Source organism: Stenotrophomonas pictorum JCM 9942 (assembly GCF_001310775.1).
In the GTDB taxonomy this organism is placed as follows: Bacteria; Pseudomonadota; Gammaproteobacteria; order Xanthomonadales; family Xanthomonadaceae; genus Stenotrophomonas; species Stenotrophomonas pictorum.
This window is the reverse complement of record NZ_BAZI01000001.1, coordinates 1-18,865: the sequence shown is the minus strand read 5'-3', so window position 1 is coordinate 18,865 and position 18,865 is coordinate 1. Positions and strand designations below refer to the sequence as shown.

At 65.1% G+C, this 18,865-nt stretch carries 9 protein-coding genes and 6 pseudogenes; 3 read left to right on the top strand and 12 right to left on the bottom strand.

Translation table 11 applies throughout. The features are described from left to right. Position 1: 1 nt before the first annotated feature. From rpfG to prfB, 3 genes and pseudogenes are all read right to left on the bottom strand, one after another. Positions 2-1,063, bottom strand: a complete 1,062-nt coding sequence (rpfG, locus tag JCM9942_RS00075) for a cyclic di-GMP phosphodiesterase response regulator RpfG (RefSeq protein ID WP_425478280.1) — start codon at positions 1,061-1,063, stop codon at positions 2-4. Positions 1,064-1,322: 259 nt separating this feature from the next. Continuing rightward, positions 1,323-2,842 (bottom strand): annotated as a pseudogene (lysS, locus tag JCM9942_RS00070) (lysine--tRNA ligase). A gap of 98 nt (positions 2,843-2,940) precedes the next feature. After that, a protein-coding gene (gene prfB, locus JCM9942_RS00065) for a peptide chain release factor 2 (protein ID WP_096144979.1) occupies positions 2,941-4,066 on the bottom strand; the annotation gives its coding sequence in 2 pieces (ribosomal slippage) (positions 2,941-3,990 and positions 3,992-4,066; 1,125 coding nt in all). 182 nt (positions 4,067-4,248) lie between these two features. On the opposite strand from prfB, the gene JCM9942_RS00060 reads away from it, so the two are divergent. Further along, positions 4,249-5,412, top strand: coding sequence for an ABC transporter substrate-binding protein (locus tag JCM9942_RS00060; RefSeq protein ID WP_172675012.1), 1,164 nt, complete (start codon positions 4,249-4,251; stop codon positions 5,410-5,412). A gap of 185 nt (positions 5,413-5,597) precedes the next feature. After that, positions 5,598-6,893: a hypothetical protein gene (locus JCM9942_RS00055; RefSeq protein WP_157722722.1), complete on the top strand. Its 1,296-nt coding sequence runs from the start codon at positions 5,598-5,600 to the stop codon at positions 6,891-6,893. A 73-nt stretch (positions 6,894-6,966) separates the two neighbouring features. Here the strand turns inward: JCM9942_RS00055 and recJ are convergent. The 9 genes and pseudogenes from recJ to JCM9942_RS00010 all read right to left on the bottom strand — a co-directional run bounded on the left by recJ (position 6,967) and on the right by JCM9942_RS00010 (position 18,145). Beyond that, positions 6,967-8,693 (bottom strand): annotated as a pseudogene (gene recJ / locus JCM9942_RS00050) (single-stranded-DNA-specific exonuclease RecJ). Continuing rightward, positions 8,686-9,608, bottom strand: a pseudogene (locus JCM9942_RS00045) (phosphoglycerate mutase). The pseudogenes recJ and JCM9942_RS00045 overlap by 8 nt, the downstream one beginning before the upstream one ends. A 2-nt stretch (positions 9,609-9,610) precedes the next feature. Then, positions 9,611-10,087 (bottom strand): transcription elongation factor GreA, encoded by a 477-nt coding sequence (gene greA / locus JCM9942_RS00040; RefSeq protein WP_054656733.1) that lies wholly within the window; start codon positions 10,085-10,087, stop codon positions 9,611-9,613. Further along, a pseudogene (gene carB, locus JCM9942_RS00035) lies at positions 10,084-13,325 on the bottom strand (carbamoyl-phosphate synthase large subunit). Before carB ends, greA begins: the two are co-directional and overlap by 4 nt. A 113-nt stretch (positions 13,326-13,438) precedes the next feature. Beyond that, positions 13,439-14,563 carry a glutamine-hydrolyzing carbamoyl-phosphate synthase small subunit gene (gene carA / locus JCM9942_RS00030; protein WP_054656732.1) on the bottom strand — a complete coding sequence of 375 codons (1,125 nt, stop codon included), beginning with the start codon at positions 14,561-14,563 and terminating at the stop codon, positions 13,439-13,441. A gap of 223 nt (positions 14,564-14,786) precedes the next feature. Then, positions 14,787-15,517 (bottom strand): annotated as a pseudogene (dapB, locus tag JCM9942_RS00025) (4-hydroxy-tetrahydrodipicolinate reductase). A 243-nt stretch (positions 15,518-15,760) separates the two neighbouring features. Further along, positions 15,761-16,012, bottom strand: coding sequence for a DUF6587 family protein (locus JCM9942_RS00020; RefSeq protein ID WP_054656731.1), 252 nt, complete (start codon positions 16,010-16,012; stop codon positions 15,761-15,763). Between the two features lie 2 nt (positions 16,013-16,014). Continuing rightward, positions 16,015-17,876 (bottom strand): annotated as a pseudogene (gene feoB, locus JCM9942_RS00015) (ferrous iron transport protein B). Continuing rightward, complete coding sequence (locus JCM9942_RS00010) at positions 17,873-18,145, bottom strand: FeoA family protein (RefSeq protein ID WP_054656730.1); 273 nt, start codon at positions 18,143-18,145, stop codon at positions 17,873-17,875. The pseudogene feoB and the gene JCM9942_RS00010 overlap by 4 nt, the downstream one beginning before the upstream one ends. Before the next feature lie 126 nt (positions 18,146-18,271). On the opposite strand from JCM9942_RS00010, the gene JCM9942_RS00005 reads away from it, so the two are divergent. Further along, positions 18,272-18,865, top strand: a 594-nt coding sequence (locus JCM9942_RS00005) for an enoyl-CoA hydratase-related protein (protein WP_054656755.1), incomplete at its 3' end; no start/stop codon positions are given.

Sequence of the window (18,865 nt, the reverse complement as noted above, 5' to 3'; positions counted from 1 at the left end):
CTCAGGCTTCCGGTCTCGGGAACGCGGACGAATACTGCGCGCAGACCTGTTCCAGCTCTTCGCGCGCACGCAGCAACGCATCGACACAGCGCGGGCAGAACAGACGCCCACGCTGGGCGTACAGATACGCAAGAGTTGCATCCATCGTCCACGCCTCCTTGTATGGCCGCGGCGAGATCAGTGCATCGAACACGTCGGCCACCGCCACGATCCGCGCTTCCAGAGGAATCGCCTCACCGACCAGGCCATCAGGATAGCCGCTGCCATCAAAACGCTCGTGGTGACGCAGCGCGATCGTGGCTCCCAGCTGGATGAAGCGGCTGTTGCTGCCACTGAGCAGCTCGTAGCCGATGCGGGGATGACGTCGCATGACCGCCATTTCGGCCTCGTCCAACTTGCCGGCCTTGAGCAGGATGGCATCGGGAATGGCGATCTTGCCCATGTCATGCAACGGCGCCGCCATCTCGATGGCGCGTGCTTCTTCGGGCGGCAGCCCGAGCTGCTCGGCGATCAGCCCGGCAACATGCGACATCCGCTCCAGATAGGCGCTGGTACCGGCATCGCGATATTCGATGGCCCGAGCCAGCCGCGACAGGGTTTCGCGCTCGCGCTCTTCGACCTCGTTCATGCTGGCCAGCAACCGCTGCTCCAGCGACAGCGCCCGCTGCTTCACGCTCTGCCCTTGCTGGCGCAGCTGCAGGAGGTTGTGGCAACGCGCCCTCAGTTCACGGGGGCGGATCGGCTTGACCAGAAAATCGATAACCCCGGCCTCCAGCGCCGCCTGGCGCAGCGGCTCATCACCCACCACCGTAATCAAAACGATGGGTATATCGCGATTGTGCGGGAGCCGCCGCAAGCGCCGGGCGAACTCCAGGCCATCCAGCTCCGGCATGCGGTAGTCCAGCAGCAACAGGTCGGCCTCATGGGTGTCACACCAGGCCAGCGCTTTGAGCGGGTCTGCAAAATCATGCACCCGCAGTTCGGATGCGATGTCCTCAATCACATGCCGAAGCATGGTCCGCGCAGACGTCTGGTCATCGACGATGACGATATCCAAGCCCATGTGGTTGTAGTGTCCGGTGAAACTGCTGTGATCTGGAAGTTGAGCAGCCTCGCAAGCATCGCGGGCTACCTGCTGCATGTCACACGCCATTTTCGCGCTGCCCCTGTGCGGCCTGATCGCTGCAACATATTCGACCGGGCCCGCGCACTGTGCAACATGCCACATCACAGATACGCACCAGCGGCACGGCCAGCGGCTATCGCTGGCCGTCACACTAGACCATATCCATGGACAGGCGCCATGCCTGCCGCGGAATGCCTCAGTTTTCCGGGCGCATGTAGGGGAACAGCAACACGTCGCGGATGGAGCTGCGGCCGGTCAGCAGCATCACCAGTCGGTCGATACCGATCCCCAGGCCGCCGGTCGGCGCCATGCCGTACTCCAGCGCACGGATATAGTCCGAGTCGTAATGCATGGCCTCGTCGTCACCCCCCTCCTTCGCCTCCACCTGCGCCTGGAAACGCGCCGCCTGGTCCTCGGGATCGTTCAATTCGGAGAAGCCGTTGGCCAGCTCCTTGCCATTGATGAACAACTCGAAGCGGTCGGTATAGCCGGGGCGGGTGTCGCTGGCGCGGGCCAGCGGCGAGACTTCGATCGGATGATCGGTGATGAAGGTGGGTTGGACCAGGGTGTGCTCGACGGTCGCCTCGAAGATCTCCAGCAACAGCCGACCCCAGCCATATGACGGCTTGACCTTGAGCTTGAGGCGTTCGCAATGACGCAGCAGTGCCGCATGGTCGGTGCAATCGGCCAGGCTGATTTCCGGATTGTGGTGACGCACTGCCTCATCCATGCGCCAACGACGGAACGGCGCGCCCAGATCGATGCTCGCTCCGTCCCACTCCACGATGGTGGTGCCCAGCACCTGCTGAGCGACATCGCGGATCACCCCTTCGGTCAAGTCCATCACTTCGTTGTACGTGGCGTAGGCTCGTACAGCTCCATCATGGTGAATTCCGGGTTGTGGCGGGTGCTGACGCCTTCGTTGCGGAAGTTGCGGTTGATTTCGTACACGCGCTCCAGGCCACCAACGACCAGCCGCTTCAGGTACAGCTCCGGCGCCACACGCAGGTACAGGTCCAGATCCAGCGCGTTGTGATGGGTGGTGAACGGCTTGGCCGTGGCGCCGCCGGGGATGTAATGCATCATCGGCGTCTCGACTTCCAGGAAGTCGCGGCTGTCCAGCCAGGCACGCATCGCACGGATGATCTTGGAGCGCTTGATGAAGACCTCGCGCGACTCCGGGGTCACGATCAGGTCCACGTAGCGCTGACGGTAGCGCTGCTCCACGTCGGCCAGGCCATGCCACTTGTCCGGCAACGGACGCAGCGATTTTGTCAGCAGGCGGATGCTATTGGCCTTGACCGACAACTCGCCGGTCTTGGTACGGGTCAGGCCACCTTCCACGGCAATGATGTCGCCCACGTCCCAGCCCTTGAAGGCGGCGTAGGCATCGCCCAGCGCGGTGGACTGCAGGAACAACTGGATGCGGCCGCTCTCGTCCTGGATCTGGGCAAAGCTGGCCTTGCCCATCACCCGCTTGGCCATCAGGCGACCGGCCATCTTCACCGTGCGACCGGAGGCTTCCAGCGCCTCGGAGGTCCAGGTCTCGGCGTCGGCAAACTCGGCCTGCAGCGCGCCGGCGAAATCCTCGCGGCGGAAATCATTCGGGTACGCGATGCCCTGCCCGCGCAGCGCCTTGAGTTTCGCGCGACGCTCGGCGATGAGGCTGTTCTCGTCGACGGGAGGCTGCGGCGTTACCGGAGTCTGTTCGTTCATGGCTTTGGTATTCACTTGGGGGAGAGAACAAAGTGCGACGACCAGAGGGTGTCGCCGCACTGTACAGCGATGGAGGGCCCATGCCGGGCCACTCCGGATTACGCGTCGTTGCGTTTGGCGCCCGCTTCCAGGCCGGACTTCAGACTGGCCTCGATGAACTCATCCAGGTCGCCATCCAGCACCTTCTGGGTGTCGGTCCGCTCGATACCGGTACGCAGATCCTTGATACGGCTCTGGTCGAGCACGTAATTGCGGATCTGGCTGCCCCAGCCAATGTCGGACTTGGTCGCTTCCAGTGCGTCACGCTCGCTGTTGCGCTTCTGCACTTCCAGCTCATAGAGCTTGGCGGCCAGCATCTTCATCGCGGTGTCGCGGTTCTGGTGCTGGCTGCGACCGGTCTGGCAGGCGACCACCGTATTGGTCGGGATGTGGGTGATACGCACCGCCGACTCGGTCTTGTTGACGTGCTGGCCACCCGCGCCGGAAGAGCGATACACGTCGGTACGCAGATCGGCGGGGTTGATGTCGATTTCGATGTTGTCATCGACTTCGGGCGACACGAACACCGAGGTGAAACTGGTGTGCCGGCGGTTGTCCGAATCGAACGGCGACTTGCGCACCAGCCGGTGCACGCCGATCTCGGTCTTCAACCAGCCGTAGGCGAACTCGCCTTCGACCCGGAACGTGGCCGATTTGATGCCAGCCACGTCGCCGCCGGACACTTCCATCAGCTCGGTCTTCCAACCGCGCGACTCGCACCAGCGCAGGTACATGCGCAGCATGATTTCCGCCCAGTCCTGGGCTTCGGTACCGCCCGCGCCCGCCTGGATGTCGACGAACGCGTTGCAGCTGTCCATCTGCCCGGAGAACATGCGCTGGAACTCCAGCTTCTCGATGTGGGCCTGATGCTTGTCCAGGTCAGCGACCACCGACAGCGCGGTGTCCTCGTCCTGCTCGCTTTCCGCAAGCTCCAGCAACTCGGTGGCATCGGTCATGCCATCGAGCACCGCGGCGATGCCGCTGACGGTCTTGTCCAGCATCGAACGCTCCCGGCCCAGGGTCTGGGCGTACTCGGGATTGTTCCAGATGTCGGGGTTTTCCAGTTCGCGGGTTACTTCTTCAAGACGCTCTTTCTTGACGTCGTAGTCAAAGATACCCCCTGAGCGAGACCACGCGATCGGTCAGATCGGTGATTCGCTGGCGGATGGGATTCAGTTCGATCATGGGTCGGTCTATCAAACAGGCAGACAAGGCGGGAATTCTACCATCGGCGGGGCCTCGCCAGCGCCGGACACGCCCGCCGTTTCACGCGGTGCGTGGATCCGGCACGCGGTGCCGTTAGAATTCATGAATGGACCCGCCAACGGCGGGAAACGGACACCGCCTGCATGATCAAGGACTCCAGCTTGAAAACCCGCCCCACCCGTATTTTTGCCGCCATCGCCCTGACGCTGGCTCTGGCCGCATGTCAAAAACTCGGTATCGGCGCCGCTGCCGACAGCGCCCCCACCCTGGCGGTAGGCGATGCGACCTCCGGTGAAATCACTTCCTCCAGCCGTTTGAATTACAACGACGGCAGCCGGCACCAGGGCTACAGGATGACCCTGAAAAACGGTGAGGCGGTAGCGCTGGAACTGGGCGGCGCACTCAATGGCCAGCTGGCGGTGTTCGACGGGCAGAACATGATCGCCAGCGCCTCCGCCAGCTACGAAGGTGAAGGTGACGACTCCGCCGGCGCGGTCGGCCTGGCCTTCCGCGCGCCCAAGGACGGCACCTATCTGATCGCCGTCAACAGTGCCAGTTCCAGCAGCTTCGGTCCGTTCAAGCTCAAGACCGCCACGGTCGTGCCCTATGACGGCAAACCGCTGGGCGCCGACAGCCGCATCACCGACTGGCTGGTCGGCACCGACAAGCAGGAATACAAACTCACGGTTGCCAAGGCCGGGCTGTACACCGTCACCATGGAGTCCAGCGCGTTCGACTCCTATCTGCGTCTGAACGGCCGCAATGTGGAAGTGGAGGATGACGACAACGGCGGCCAGCTCAATGCCCGCATCCGCGCCTATCTGGAGCCGGGCGACTACACCATCGCCGCCTCCTCGCTGAACGGAAGCACCGGCTCGTTCAAGCTCGGCGTGGCGATGACGGCCACCGACCAGGGCCTGATCACACGTGACGGCACCGCGCTGACTGTCGGCCAGACCGCGCAGTCGATGATGGATTCGCGCGGCCGCCGCACCTTCATTCTGAATCTGGACAGCGCCAGGCACATCCAGTTCGATGCGATCGCCGATGGCTTCGACTCGGTACTGCATGTCACCGGCCCGGGCGTGGACGCCGAGGACGACGACGGCGGCAACGGCACCAATGCCCGTCTGTCGCTGCCGCTGGGCCCGGGTCGCTACACCGTCGCGGTCACCGGCTTCGGCAACCAGCAAGGTGTTTTCGAACTGGAAACCACCGACTTGGGGTCTGATGTGACCACTCCGGCCAACAGCAACCGCAAGGATGCCGCCACCGAGGCTGCAGCAGCCGCCGCTGATGCTGCTGCCGCAGTAGAAGTGGACTGAGGATTCAATGACCCGCCGGCGCTGCTGCCGGCTGGTGGTCGCCGCCCCACGTCAAAAATTTCCGGCGCCGCCAGGGCTCCTGGGCGATGCCGCTGGAACACCGCCGTTTCCCCAACGTTCTCCATAAGGAAGTCCAAGTGAAGCGATTTGCAGCAGGATTGCTGTCTCTGGCCATTGCCACCGCCATGAGCTCCCCCGTCCACGCGGCCCCCTCCGCCCGTCCGCTCGCCAGCAAGGGCGATGTGTCTGGCGAGATCACTTCCACCAGTCCGATCAACTACAGCGATGGCACCCGCAGCCAGCTGTTTTCGCTGCAGCTGGGCGCCGGCCAAGCGGTTTCGCTGAAGCTGCAGGGCGCTCTCAACGGTGCACTGTCGGTGTTCCACCGTGATGTGCTGGTGGCGCGCTCCGAATCCGACGACCGCGGCAATGCAGCGCTGAGCGTGCGCGCCGACAAGGCCGGCCCCTATCTGGTGGCCGTCAGTGGCGCCGACTCGCGCGCGTTCGGTCCCTTCCAGCTATCGGCCAAACCGATCGTAGCCTATGACGGCAAGCCGTTGACCGCCGGCCGTCGCATCACCGACTGGCTGGAGAACGGCAGCAAGACCTACACCCTGGAAGTCGACCAGGCCGGGCTGTACACCCTGGACCTGGAATCCAGCGAGTTCGACAGCCGCATGGAACTGAGTGGCAATGGCGTCAACCTGGAAGATGACGACGGCGGCAACCAGCTCAACTCCCGCCTGGTGGCCCCCCTGCAGCCGGGCCGCTACACGGTGACCGCCAGCGGCTTCTCGCAGGCCTCCGGCGCGCTCTATCTGGGTGTGGAACGGGCCGACTTCCCCGAAGGGCTGGTATTCGCCGACGGCTCGGCGTTGCCGGTCGACGGCATGGCCAGCGGTTTCGTCAGTGCCGACGAAACCCGCAGCTTCACTTTCAACCTTGCCGATCGCCGCCGCGTGCAATTCGATGCCAGCAGCCGCGAGCTGGACACCGTGCTGACCGTGCAGGGGGGCGACATCACCCTGAGCGACGATGACGGCGGCGGCGGCGTGAACTCGCGCCTGTCGCAGGTGCTGGATCCGGGCGAGTACACCGTCTCGGTGCGCTCGGTGAACGGTCGCGGCGGCATTTTCCAGCTTGCCTCTTCCACCGCGCCGGCACCGGACGGTCCGATCCGTCCCCAGCTGGCGATCGGCCGCGAAACCCAGGGGCAGCTGCGTCCGGGCAACCGCGACCTGTACACACTGGAAATTCCGCGCAAGGGCACGTACGTGATCAGCATGACCGGCACTTCAGGCCTGGATGGCCTGATCACCCTGATGCGCGACGGCGAGGAGGTCGCGCAGCAGGATGACAGCGACACCAGTCTTGATCCGTCACTGGAGATCGAGCTGGATGCTGGCCGCTATGTACTGCTGGCCCACAGCTTCGACTCCCGCGCCAGCGGCGGATACCGGCTGCTGGTACGGCGCAAGTAACGCGGCCGGGCGGTTCACACAGAAGCCGGCGCAATGCCGGCTTCTTTTCCGCTCCTGCCGGGACGCACGGCACTCATGCCGGCTGGGCGTGCTCGACCATCAACTGGATGGCCTGACCCCCACGGTAGTCATCACTTGCCAGGCGATAGGCGACATGCAGATGCTGGCTTGGCGCATTGCCGGCCCAACCGCCGAACTGGATCGCGTTCAGACGTACCGGGCTACCCGGCTGGCGCAGTACCAGCTTCAGATGGCGCTCCTTCAGCACGCGCCACTCCAGCACCTCGAACACACCATCAAACAAGGGCTCAGGAAAGCCCTGCCCCCAGGGACCCGCCAGTCGCAGCGCTTCGGCATGGGCGAAATCCAGCTCCGCGGTTGACAGCTCGCCATCACTGAGCAGCTGCTGTTGCAGCAAGGCCGGGTCCAGCGTGGTTTGCACCTGCTGCGCGAAGGCGCGCTTGAAGGGCTCCAGATGGGCCAGCGGCAAACTCAATCCTGCCGCCATGGCGTGGCCGCCAAACTTGTCCATCAAGCCGGGATGACGGGCATTGATCGCTGCCAGCGCATCGCGGATATGGAAGCCGCTGATCGAGCGCGCCGATCCCCGCAGGGCATCGCTCCCCGGTTCGGCCGGCGCAAAAGCGATCACCGGCCGGTGCAGCCGGTCTTTCATCTTCGAGGCGACCAGCCCCACCACGCCCGGATGCCACTCGGCATCGAACAGGCACGCCGCAACCGGCCGCTGACCATCGTCCGCGAGCAGGGCCCTGGACACTGCACGCTCGGCATCGTCGGTCATCAACTGCTGCACCGCGCGCCGCTCGGCATTGATCTCTTCCAGCATCGCGGCGATCTGTCGCGCCTGCGCCGGGTCTTCGGTGAGCAACAGCTCGATGCCAAGTGCCATGTCTTCCAGACGGCCGGCCGCATTCAGGCGCGGCCCCAGGGCGTAGCCGATGTCGCTGGCGGTCAGCCGCCGCGGATCCCGGCCACTGGCGTCGATCAGTGCACGCAGGCCGACACTTCCCTTGCCGGCGCGCAGCGACGCAGGCCAGCGGCAACCAGGGCACGATTGTTGTCATCGAGCACCACCAGGTCCGCGACGGTACCCACCGCGACCAGATCCAGCAAGGTCAACAGATCCGGTTCGGGCTGGGCCTTGAACGCACCGGCCTCGCGCAGATGCCGCCGCAGCGCCATCAACACATAGAAAATCACGCCCACCCCCGCCAATGCCTTGCTCGGGAATGCATCACCGTCCACGTTCGGATCGACGATGGCATCGGCAGGCGGCAGCTGCTCGCCCGGCAGATGGTGGTCAGTGACCAGCACCTGCCAGCCCAGCGCCTTGGCCGCACGGACACCCGCATGACAGGCGATACCGTGATCGACGGTCACCAGCAGATCTGGCTTGAGCGCGACGAGCTCCTCAACCAGCGATGGCGACAACCCGTAACCGTGCAGCATGCGATTGGGCACGGCGTGCACCACGTCGCGCGCACCGAGCATGCGCAACCCGCGCACACCGACCGCACAGGCAGTCGCGCCGTCACAATCAAAATCGCCGACAACCAGAATGCGCCTGTCGCCACTGATGGCGGCAGCCAGCAACTCGACCGCCTTGTGCATGCCGCCCAGCAGGTCCGGCGCGTGCAGCTGGGCCAGACGCGGCTGCGCCTGCTCGGCAGACAGTGCGCCACGCGCGGAATAGAGCCGCTGCAACAGCGGCAGAGTGCCGTCACCCCAGTGCCCGGCCTGGGCCGGATCACGCCGGACGATCTTCAACACATCACTCATCGGCCAGCGTCGCGACCGGCCTCTTCCAGAAGTGCCAGCGCTGTCCTCGTGTCAGGCGATAGCGGACGCCATCCTCAAAGTCCAGCAGCAGCTCGCCCAGCTCACCGCGCTTCATCGCATCCAGCAAGGGAGTGATCGCATCACGGACCAGCTGCTCCAGGGAGCGCAGCTGGCGCAGATCCACCAAGGCATCCACCGCCTGCTCGCCGCCAAGCCGCACCCCGGCGGCTTGGCCAGCCCCTGCAACAACGCGTCGCGACTGCGCACCTGCGCGTGCGACGTACGCACCGAATCGGGCAATCGCCCCGGGCCCCAGAACCACAGCGAGTTGACCGCCCGTTTGCCCTGCGCGATCCGCGCTTCATTCCACGGATGCTGGTGCAGCACCACCTGCGCTTCGGTCAGCAAGGCACGCCAGCGCCGGCCAAGATCGCCGTCGGGCAGGTGCGCGAACAGATCATCCCCCAGCACCGCCTCGGGGGCGGCGAATGCGGGCAATGGCGTGTCCTCGGGCAGACGCAGATACCAGCGTGACGCCGACGGCGCATCCAGCTGGAAACCGAATCCGGCAAACAACGGCTGCAGCGCGGGCAGCAAAGCATCCACGTCGCCTTGTTCCAGTCGCAGCGTCTCGGCCACCGCCATCATCCGCGCGCCGTGCATATCCGGCACGACATTGGCCGGATCGGCGCGCAACCAGAAACCACCGGCAGCATCGCCCGCATCGACCTCCCGGGTCAGCGCCGCTGCCGACCACTCCACCGGGATTGCACTGAAATGCCGGCGCAGTTGTGCCAGCTCACCGGCCGCGCCGGGCGAACGCTCGGCACGGCCCAATGCCGCAGCCACCTGTGCCGGCAGCGTACCGGCCGGGAAACGGCTGCGCGCAGGCAGCAGCAACGTGGCTTTGGCCATCGTCAGTCGAGGTATTCGACGTTGACGATTTCGTACTCGCGCTGACCTGCCGGCGCGTCGATGACGATCGAATCGCCTTCGTTCTTGCCGATCATTGCCCGCGCCACCGGCGAGGAAATGGCGATCAGACCCCGTTTGATGTCCGCCTCCAGGTCGCCCACGATCTGGTAACGCTTCTCCTCGTCGGTTTCCACGTCAGCCAGCGTCACCGTCGCCCCGAACACCACCTTGGAGCCCGCATTGAGCTTGGTGATGTCGATGACTTCGGCGTGCGACAGCTCACCTTCCAGCAGCTTGATGCGGCCTTCGATGAAGCTCTGTTCCTCGCGCGCGGCGTGATACTCGGCATTCTCCTTCAGGTCGCCGTGCTCACGGGCTTCGGCAATGGCGGCGATGACCTTGGGGCGCTTCTCCGACTTGAGATGATCGAGCTCATCGCGAAGACGCTGCGCGCCTTTCAGGGTGATCGGGGCTCTCATGCTTCCAACTCCTTGTGCAGTTCCTGCAGCGACCACACCGGGCCGGTACCGCGGAATTCCAGTGATTGCACCAGCGCCTTGGCACCGGCAACCGTCGTCGAATACGTGACACGATGCTGCAGCGCCTCGCGACGGATCGAGAACGAGTCGGTGATCGCCGCGCGGCCTTCGGTGGTGTTGACGATATAGACGATCTCGCCGTTCTTGATGCTGTCCACGATGTGCGGACGGCCTTCCACCACCTTGTTGACCACCTCGCAGGTATAGCCCTGCTGCTGCAGCCATGCCGCGGTACCGCGGGTGGCGACCAGCGTGTAGCCACGCTCGACCAGGCCCTGCACCGCCGGCATCACGCGCGGCTTGTCGGCATCCCGTACCGAGATGAACACCTTGCCGACCGGCGGGGTCTTGATGCTGCCCGCTTCCTGCGCACGCGCGAAGGCGGCGCTGAAGCTGCGGCCGACACCCATGACTTCACCGGTCGAGCGCATTTCCGGCCCGAGGATCGGATCCACGCCCTGGAACTTGGCAAACGGGAAAATGGCTTCCTTGACCGAATAGTAGTCCGGCACGATTTCCTTGATCGCGCCCTGCTCGACCAGCGTCTTGCCGGCCATGCAGCGGGCGGCGATCTTGGCCAGCGGCATGCCGGTGGCCTTGGACACGAATGGCACGGTGCGCGAGGCACGCGGATTGACCTCCAGCAGGTAGATCACATCGTTGCCGTCGGCGTCGGTCTGGATCGCAAACTGGGTGTTCATCAGGCCCACGACCTTCAGCGCCTTGGCCAGCTCGGTGACCTGGCGACGCAGTTCGGCCTGGGTTTGCGCCGACAGCGAGTACGGCGGCAGCGAGCAGGACGAGTCACCGGAGTGCACGCCCGCTTCTTCGATGTGCTCCATCACGCCGCCGATCAGGACGTTGCCGCCCCTGTCGCAGATGATGTCCACATCGGCTTCCACCGCCGCATCAAGGAAGTGGTCCAGCAACACGGGCGAGTCATTGGAGACCTTCACCGCGTCGCGGACATAGCGCGCCAGGTCCGATTCGCCATAGACGATTTCCATCGCCCGGCCGCCCAGCACGTAGCTGGGACGCACCACCAGCGGATAGCCGATCTCGCGCGCCAGCACCAGCGCATCTTCTGCATTGCGGGCAATGCGGTTCGGCGGCTGCTTCAGCCCCAGCTTGTCGACCAGCTGCTGGAAGCGCTCACGGTCTTCGGCCAGATCGATGGAATCCGGCGAGGTGCCGATCACCGGCACGCCATTGGCTTCCAGCGCACGCGCCAGCTTCAGCGGGGTCTGCCCGCCGTACTGCACGATCACGCCCTTGGGCTGTTCCAGCTCGACGATTTCCAGCACGTCTTCCAGCGTCAGCGGCTCGAAGTACAGACGGTCGGAGGTGTCGTAGTCGGTGGAGACGGTTTCCGGGTTGCAGTTGACCATGATGGTTTCATAACCGTCCTCGCGCAGGGCGAGTGCGGCATGCACGCAGCAGTAGTCGAACTCGATGCCCTGGCCGATACGGTTCGGACCACCGCCCAGGATCATGATCTTGTCGCGGTTGCTCGGCGCCGCTTCGCACTCGTCCTCATAGGTCGAATACAGGTACGCGGTGCTGGTGGCGAACTCGGCCGCACAGGAGTCCACGCGCTTGTACACCGGGCGCACCTTGTGGGCACGGCGCAGCGCACGGATCGCCGCCTCGTTGGTACCGGTCAGCTCGGCCAGACGCGCATCGGAGAAACCGGCGCGCTTGAGCTTGCGCAGACGCGCAGCGTCGAGCGCATCGATACCTTCGGCATGCACCTGCTTTTCGTCGGCGATGATCTCCTCGATCTGGTCCAGGAACCAGGGATCGATATAGGACAACGCGAACACTTCTTCGACGCTGAAGCCGGCACGGAACGCGTCGCCGACAAAGAACAGGCGTTCCGGGCCCGGAGCCTTGAGCTCACGCTTGAGCGTGGTGATGTCCTCTGCGTTGCCCAGATCCAGGCCGGTCGGGTCCAGGCCGATCTTGCCGGTTTCCAGGCCGCGCAGGGCCTTCTGCAGCGATTCCTTGAAGGTGCGGCCCATCGCCATCACCTCGCCCACCGACTTCATCTGGGTGGTCAGGCGCGCGTCGGCGGCCGGGAACTTTTCAAACGCAAAACGCGGAATCTTGGTGACGACATAGTCGATGGATGGCTCGAACGAGGCCGGGGTCAGGCCGCCGGTGATCTCGTTCTTCAATTCATCCAGGGTGTAACCCACCGCCAGCTTGGCCGCGACCTTGGCGATCGGGAAGCCGGTGGCCTTGGAAGCCAGTGCCGAGGAGCGCGACACGCGCGGGTTCATCTCGATCACCACCACGCGGCCGGTAGTCGGGCTGATGCCGAACTGCACGTTGGAGCCGCCGGTATCCACGCCGATCTTGCGCAGCACCGCGATGGAGGCATCGCGCAGGCGCTGGTATTCCTTGTCGGTCAGGGTCTGTGCCGGGGCCACGGTGATCGAGTCACCGGTGTGCACGCCCATCGGATCGAGGTTCTCGATCGAGCAGACGATGATGCAGTTGTCGGCGGTGTCGCGCACCACCTCCATCTCGAATTCCTTCCAGCCCAGCACCGACTCTTCCACCAGCACTTCACTGGTCGGCGACAGCTCCAGACCCCGGCCGACGATCTCGATCAGCTCTTCGCGGTTGTAGGCGATACCGCCACCGCTGCCGCCCAGGGTGAAGGACGGGCGGATGATGGTCGGATAGCCGACCGTGGCCTGGATCTCCAGCGCCTCCTCCAGCGTGTGGGCGACCGCGGCCTTCGGGCATTCCAGTCCGATCTCGCCCATCGCCACGCGGAACAGTTCGCGGTCCTCGGCCATGCGGATGGCTTCGCGCTTGGCGCCGATCAGCTCGACGTTGTACTTCTCCAGCACGCCGTGGTCGGCCAAATCCAGCGCGCAGTTCAGCGCGGTCTGTCCGCCCATGGTCGGCAGCAGCGCATCGGGGCGCTCCTTCTCGATGATCTTCTCGACGGTCTGCCAGTTGATCGGCTCGATGTAGACGGCGTCAGCCATCTCCGGGTCGGTCATGATCGTGGCCGGGTTCGAGTTGACCAGCACCACGCGGTAGCCCTCGTCGCGCAGCGCCTTGCACGCCTGCGCGCCGGAGTAGTCGAACTCGCAGGCCTGGCCGATGACGATCGGGCCGCGCCGATGATCAGGATGGTTTTTAGGTCGGTGCGCTTTGGCATTTCAGTACTCGAATTGGGGGCTGCGTGTGACCGCAGTGAGTGAACGTGTGCGCTGGATTGCCGCGTCTGCCGTTACGGCATTGCCGGAACGGCGGACCGGTCCGGCAATGCGATTACTTGGCCTCACCCATCAGGGTGATGAAACGGTCGAACAGCGGGGCGACGTCCTGCGGACCTGGCGAGGCTTCCGGGTGGCCCTGGAAGGAGAACGCCGGCGCATCGGTCAATGCGATGCCCTGGATGGTCTGGTCGAACAGCGAGCGGTGGGTGACACGGACATTGGCCGGCAGCACGCTCTCATCGATGGCAAAGCCGTGGTTCTGCGAGGTGATCATCACCCTGCCGCTGTCCAGATCCTGCACCGGATGGTTCGCGCCGTGGTGGCCGTGGCCCATCTTCATGGTCTTGGCACCACAGGCCAGACCCAGCAGCTGGTGGCCCAGGCAGATGCCGAACGTCGGAACCTTCCTGGCCACGAACTCCTTGATCGCCGCGATGGCGTAATCGCACGGTTCGGGGTCACCCGGGCCGTTGGACAGGAAAACGCCGTCCGGCTCCATCGCCAGCACGTCGGCCGCAGGCGTCTGCGCCGGCACCACGGTGAGCTCGCAGCCACGCTCGGCCAGCATGCGCAGGATGTTGGCCTTCACGCCGAAGTCGTATGCCACCACCTTGAACTTCGGTGCCACGCGCTGGAATTCATTGCGGTCCAGATCCAGCTGACCTTCGCTCCAGCTGTACGGCGTGTCGGTGGACACCACCTTGGCCAGATCCATTCCCTTCAGGCCCGGGAACTTGCGGGCGGCTTCCAGCGCCTTCTCCACATCGATATCACCGGCCATCAGCGCGCCATTCTGTGCTCCCCGCTCACGCAGGATGCGGGTCAGCTTGCGGGTATCAATCCCGGCGATGGCGACCACACCGCGCTGGAGCAGCCAGTCCTGCAGCGACACCTGGCTGCGCCAGCTGCTCGGACGACGTGGCACATCGCGCACGATCAGACCGGCGGCCCAGACCTTGCTGGCCTCGTCGTCCTGGTCGTTCATGCCGGTGTTGCCGATATGCGGATATGTCAGGGTGACCATCTGCCGTGCATAGGACGGATCGGTCAGCATTTCCTGATAACCGGTCATGGCGGTATTGAACACCACCTCACCCACGGACAGGCCGGGCGCGCCTACGGATTCGCCCTCGAATACGGTGCCGTCTTCGAGCACGAGAATTGCGGCTTGGGTCACGGGAATCTCACTTTGGCTACCGAGGGGGACTCCGAAGCCACGCCTGCGTCCACGGCAAAAACCGGTTGCAAAAAAGCGCGGACGGCGGTCTGGAACCGGTCCGGCTGACGTGTTTCGGCGAGCGGGAATTGTAAAGGCAAGGGCCCCAAGCACCAGTCTCCCGCCGGTGCCGTGTCATGTTTGATTGACCCTGGACCGCTGGCGCCCGTGCCGCTCGCCCCATTCAGGCGTTTGCCGGCGGCGCCACCAGATCCCGTACCCGGTACTGCCCCGGCGCACGCCGGACCAGCTGCCCGGCCACATGAAGCGCGCCCCGGGCAAAAATGTCGCGATTGGTTGCCCGATGCACCAGCTCCACCCGCTCGCCCAGCCCGGTGAACTGGACGAAATGCTCGCCGATGATGTCGCCGGCGCGCAGGCTGGCATAGCGCGGATCGGCGCCCCCATGCTGTGCCGCCTCCCCCAGGGTCAGCGCGGTACCGGACGGCGCATCCTTCTTGTGTACATGATGGGACTCGACGATGTCGCAATCCCATCCCGCAATGCCAATGCCGCACGCTCGACCAGCTCGGCCAACACCGCCACGCCCAGACTGAAATTGGTCGCCCAGACCAGCGGAATGCGGGTGGCAGCAGCGGTCAGCGCGGCCTGCTGCCGCTCACTGATGCCGGTGGTGCCGGATACGAAGCCTGCGCCGCGCTCCGCACACAACGCCAGAACCGGATCAAAGCCCTCCGGCAGGCTGAAATCTATGGCCACATCGAACGCGGGCACCCCGGCCAGCTCACTGGCCGCAAAATGCGGAATGCCGTCCACTACCCGTTGCGCCGGCGGCTTGCGCACCACGGCCGCCACCACCTGCAACAGGGAATCTTCTGCCGCAAGACGCAGCAGGGCCTGACCCATCCGCCCGGAGGCACCATGGATCAGCAAACGAGTCGGAGTGTTGTTCATGGCAGGAAAACTAACGCCTTGGCGCCGGATCCGACAAGCACCACCGGTGCATCAGTGATTCATCCCGGCGTGCACCAGCGCCGCACTGTGCGTGCCCAGCACCCTGCTCGCAGACGCCAACCACCACCGCGCCCCGCCCGCTCACGGATAACGGACCTTCCTCCACGTCAGTCCGGGAGGGAGGATGGTCTGGCCGGGCACGGATGGGGCAAAAGAAACGCCGGGCTGGCCCGGCGTTTCTTTTCAATGCTGCTTGGGCTCTCCTGGACCGCAACCGTCGCAACCGCCGCAGGCACCTGACGTACTGGAGGGCGGTGGTGCCAATTGCCGGCCCCAGGCCTGCAACCGGAGCGAGTGCCGTTTGACCAGCCACAGCGCCAGTGCGCCACGCAGCTGGCGCAGCAGCCCCGGAAACTGCTTCTTCAGCACCACCCACGCGCTGACCAGCACCGCCAGCGCGATGACCAGGTATTGCAACAGCAGGCCGGTGTCCATGCTCAGCCGGCCCCGAGCGCCTTGGCCACCTGGTAGGTCACCAGCGCCGCCAGATAGGCGGCTGCAAACAGGTACACCGTGGCGAAGGCCATCTGCTTCCAGGAATTGGTCTCGCGCTTGATGGTGGCCAGGGTCGAAATGCACATCGGCGCGTAGATGAACCACACCATCAGCGACAGGCCGGTAGCCAGGGTCCAGCCATCGCTGATCACCGGGGTCAGCGCCTGGATCGCCGCGTCATCGTCCGCGGCGGAAAGCGCATAGATGGTCGCCAGCGAGGACACCGCCACTTCACGGGCGCCCATGCCCGGAATCAGCGCGATGCAGATCTGCCAGTTGAACCCCAGTGGCGCGAAGATCACCGCCATCGCGTGGCCGAGCTGACCGGCGAAGCTGTAATCGATGGCCGGCATCGTGGCGTTCTCGGGCGCACCCGGGAACGACAGCAGGAACCACAGCAGGATGGTCAGCGCCAGGATGATGCCGCCGACGCGCTTGAGGAAGATCATCCCGCGCTCGTACAGCCCGACCAGCAGATCGCGCGGATGCGGCACGCGGTAGGACGGCAGTTCCAGCAGCAGCGGGTGTTCCCCCTTGTCGCGGCGGAACTTCTTCATCGTCCACGACATCGCCAGCGCACTGAGGATGCCGGCAACATACAGCGCGAAAAGCACCAGCCCCTGCTGGTTGAAGATGCCACCCACGGTCTTTTCCGGGATGAAGGCACCAATCAGCAGCGCGTACACCGGCAGCCGTGCCGAGCAGGTCATCAGCGGCGCGACCAGAATCGTCGCCAGGCGGTCACGCGGATCCTGGATCGAGCGGGTGGACATGATGCCCGGTACCGCACAGGCGAAGCTGGACAGCAACGGGATGAACGAACGCCCCGACAGCCCGGCCGCCGCCATCATGCGGTCCAACAGGAAGGCCGCGCGCGGCAGATAGCCGGATTCCTCCAGCGCCAGGATGAAAGCGAACAGGATCAGGATCTGCGGCAGGAACACCACCACACCACCGACACCGGCGATGATGCCATCCACCAGCAGGCTGCTCAGCGGCCCCTCTGGCAGCGAAGCGGCCACCAGAGGACCGAGCCAGCCGAAAAACGCCTCGATCCCGTCCATCAGCGGCGCGGCCCACGCATAGACCGCCTGGAAGATCAGGAACATCACCACGGCCAGGGTCAACAACCCGTACACCGGGTGCAGCAGCCAGCGATCCAGGGTGTCGTCCACCTTGGCGGTGCGCGCAGGCATGCTGACCGCCGCAGCAGGATGGAACGCACCTGCGCGTGGTAATCCATACCGGCTTCCGTAGGTGGCGGCGGCAACGAGGCCAGCTGCGGCACCAGCGTATCGATCCGCTCCACCAGCGCGCGCGCGCCGTTGTGCTTGACCGCCACGGTCTCCACCACGGGCACGCCCAGCGCCTTTTCCAGCGCCGGCACATCGATTCCGATACCACGTCGACGCGCCGCATCGACCATGTTCAGCGCCACGATCATCGGCTTGCCCAGCTCGCGCACTTCCAGCGCAAAACGCAGGTGCAGGCGCAGATTGGTCGCATCGATCACGCATACCAGCGCATCCGGCGCGGCCTCACCCGGATAGAACCCCCGACACAGGTCCCGGGTGATCGCCTCGTCCAGGCTGGCCGGTTGCAGGCTGTAGGCGCCGGGCAGATCCAGCACCGCGTATTCACGTCCGGACGGCCCGCGCATGCGGCCTTCCTTGCGCTCCACGGTCACACCGGTGTAGTTGGCCACCTTCTGCCGACTGCCGGTGAGCTGGTTGAACAGTGCGGTCTTGCCGCTGTTCGGGTTGCCGACCAGCGCCAGCCGTGCCACCGCTGCCGAGGAACTCATGCGCGCACCTCTTCAGAGGTCTGCGAGGCCGCATCGACGCCGCTGAGCTGGACCCGGCTTGCCTCCGAACGGCGCAGCGCGAAACGGGTGAAACCCACCTGGATCAGCAGCGGCTCGCCACCCACCGGGCCGCGGGCGACCATGCGGACTTCTTCTCCATTGACGAAGCCCAGTTCGCGCAGGCGGCGGGCAATCGCATCATTGGCATGCAGGTCATGCACGCTTTCCACTTGCGCGGAGGCATGCAGTGGCAAATCTGACAACGTCACTGAAGGGCGCCTATGAATGAGTTGATAAGAATGGTTATCAATTCTAGCATCGCCGCGGCGCGTCATGGCGTCCCGCCGGCACACCGCTATGATTCGCAGGATTACCTGTCAGCTATGGATTTCCCGATGAGCGATACCCTGCTCGTGCAGCATGAGCGCGGCGTGGCGACGTTGTGCCTGAACCGCCCGGAACTGCACAACGCCTTCGATGCCGGGCTGATCGCCACCCTGACCGCCGCGCTGGAGCGCGTCGGCGCCGATCCGGAGGTGCGCGCGGTGGTGCTGACCGGCAGCGGCGCGTCGTTTTCCGCCGGCGCCGACCTGCAATGGATGCGCGCCATGGCCAGCGCCAGCCAGGAGGAAAACCGGACCGACTCGCTGGCGCTGGCGCGCCTGATGCGCACCCTCGACGAGCTACCCAAGCCCACCATCGCCCGCGTCCATGGCGCAAGCTTCGGTGGCGGCGTTGGCCTTGTGGCCTGCTGCGATATCGCCATTGCCGTGGACGGTGTCCGCTTCGGCCTGACTGAAAGCCGTCTCGGACTGCTGCCGGCCGTCATTTCTCCGTATGTGATCGCCGCCATCGGCCCCCGCCAGGCGCGGCGCTGGTTCGCCACCGGCGAGCATTTTGATGCCACCACCGCCCGCGATATCGGCCTGGTGCACCAGGTCGTCCCCGCTGCCGGGCTTGATGCCGCCGTGCAGGCGCAGCTGGACCTG

Bases quoted from the DNA above. Each gene is read 5' to 3' on its own strand.
- JCM9942_RS00055 (WP_157722722.1), top strand. From the start codon at position 5,598: ATGAGCTCCCCCGTCCACGCGGCCCCCTCCGCCCGTCCGCTCGCCAGC.
- greA (WP_054656733.1), bottom strand. From the start codon at position 10,087: ATGAGAGCCCCGATCACCCTGAAAGGCGCGCAGCGTCTTCGCGATGAG.
- rpfG (WP_425478280.1), bottom strand. From the start codon at position 1,063: ATGGGCTTGGATATCGTCATCGTCGATGACCAGACGTCTGCGCGGACC.
- JCM9942_RS00020 (WP_054656731.1), bottom strand. From the start codon at position 16,012: ATGGACACCGGCCTGCTGTTGCAATACCTGGTCATCGCGCTGGCGGTG.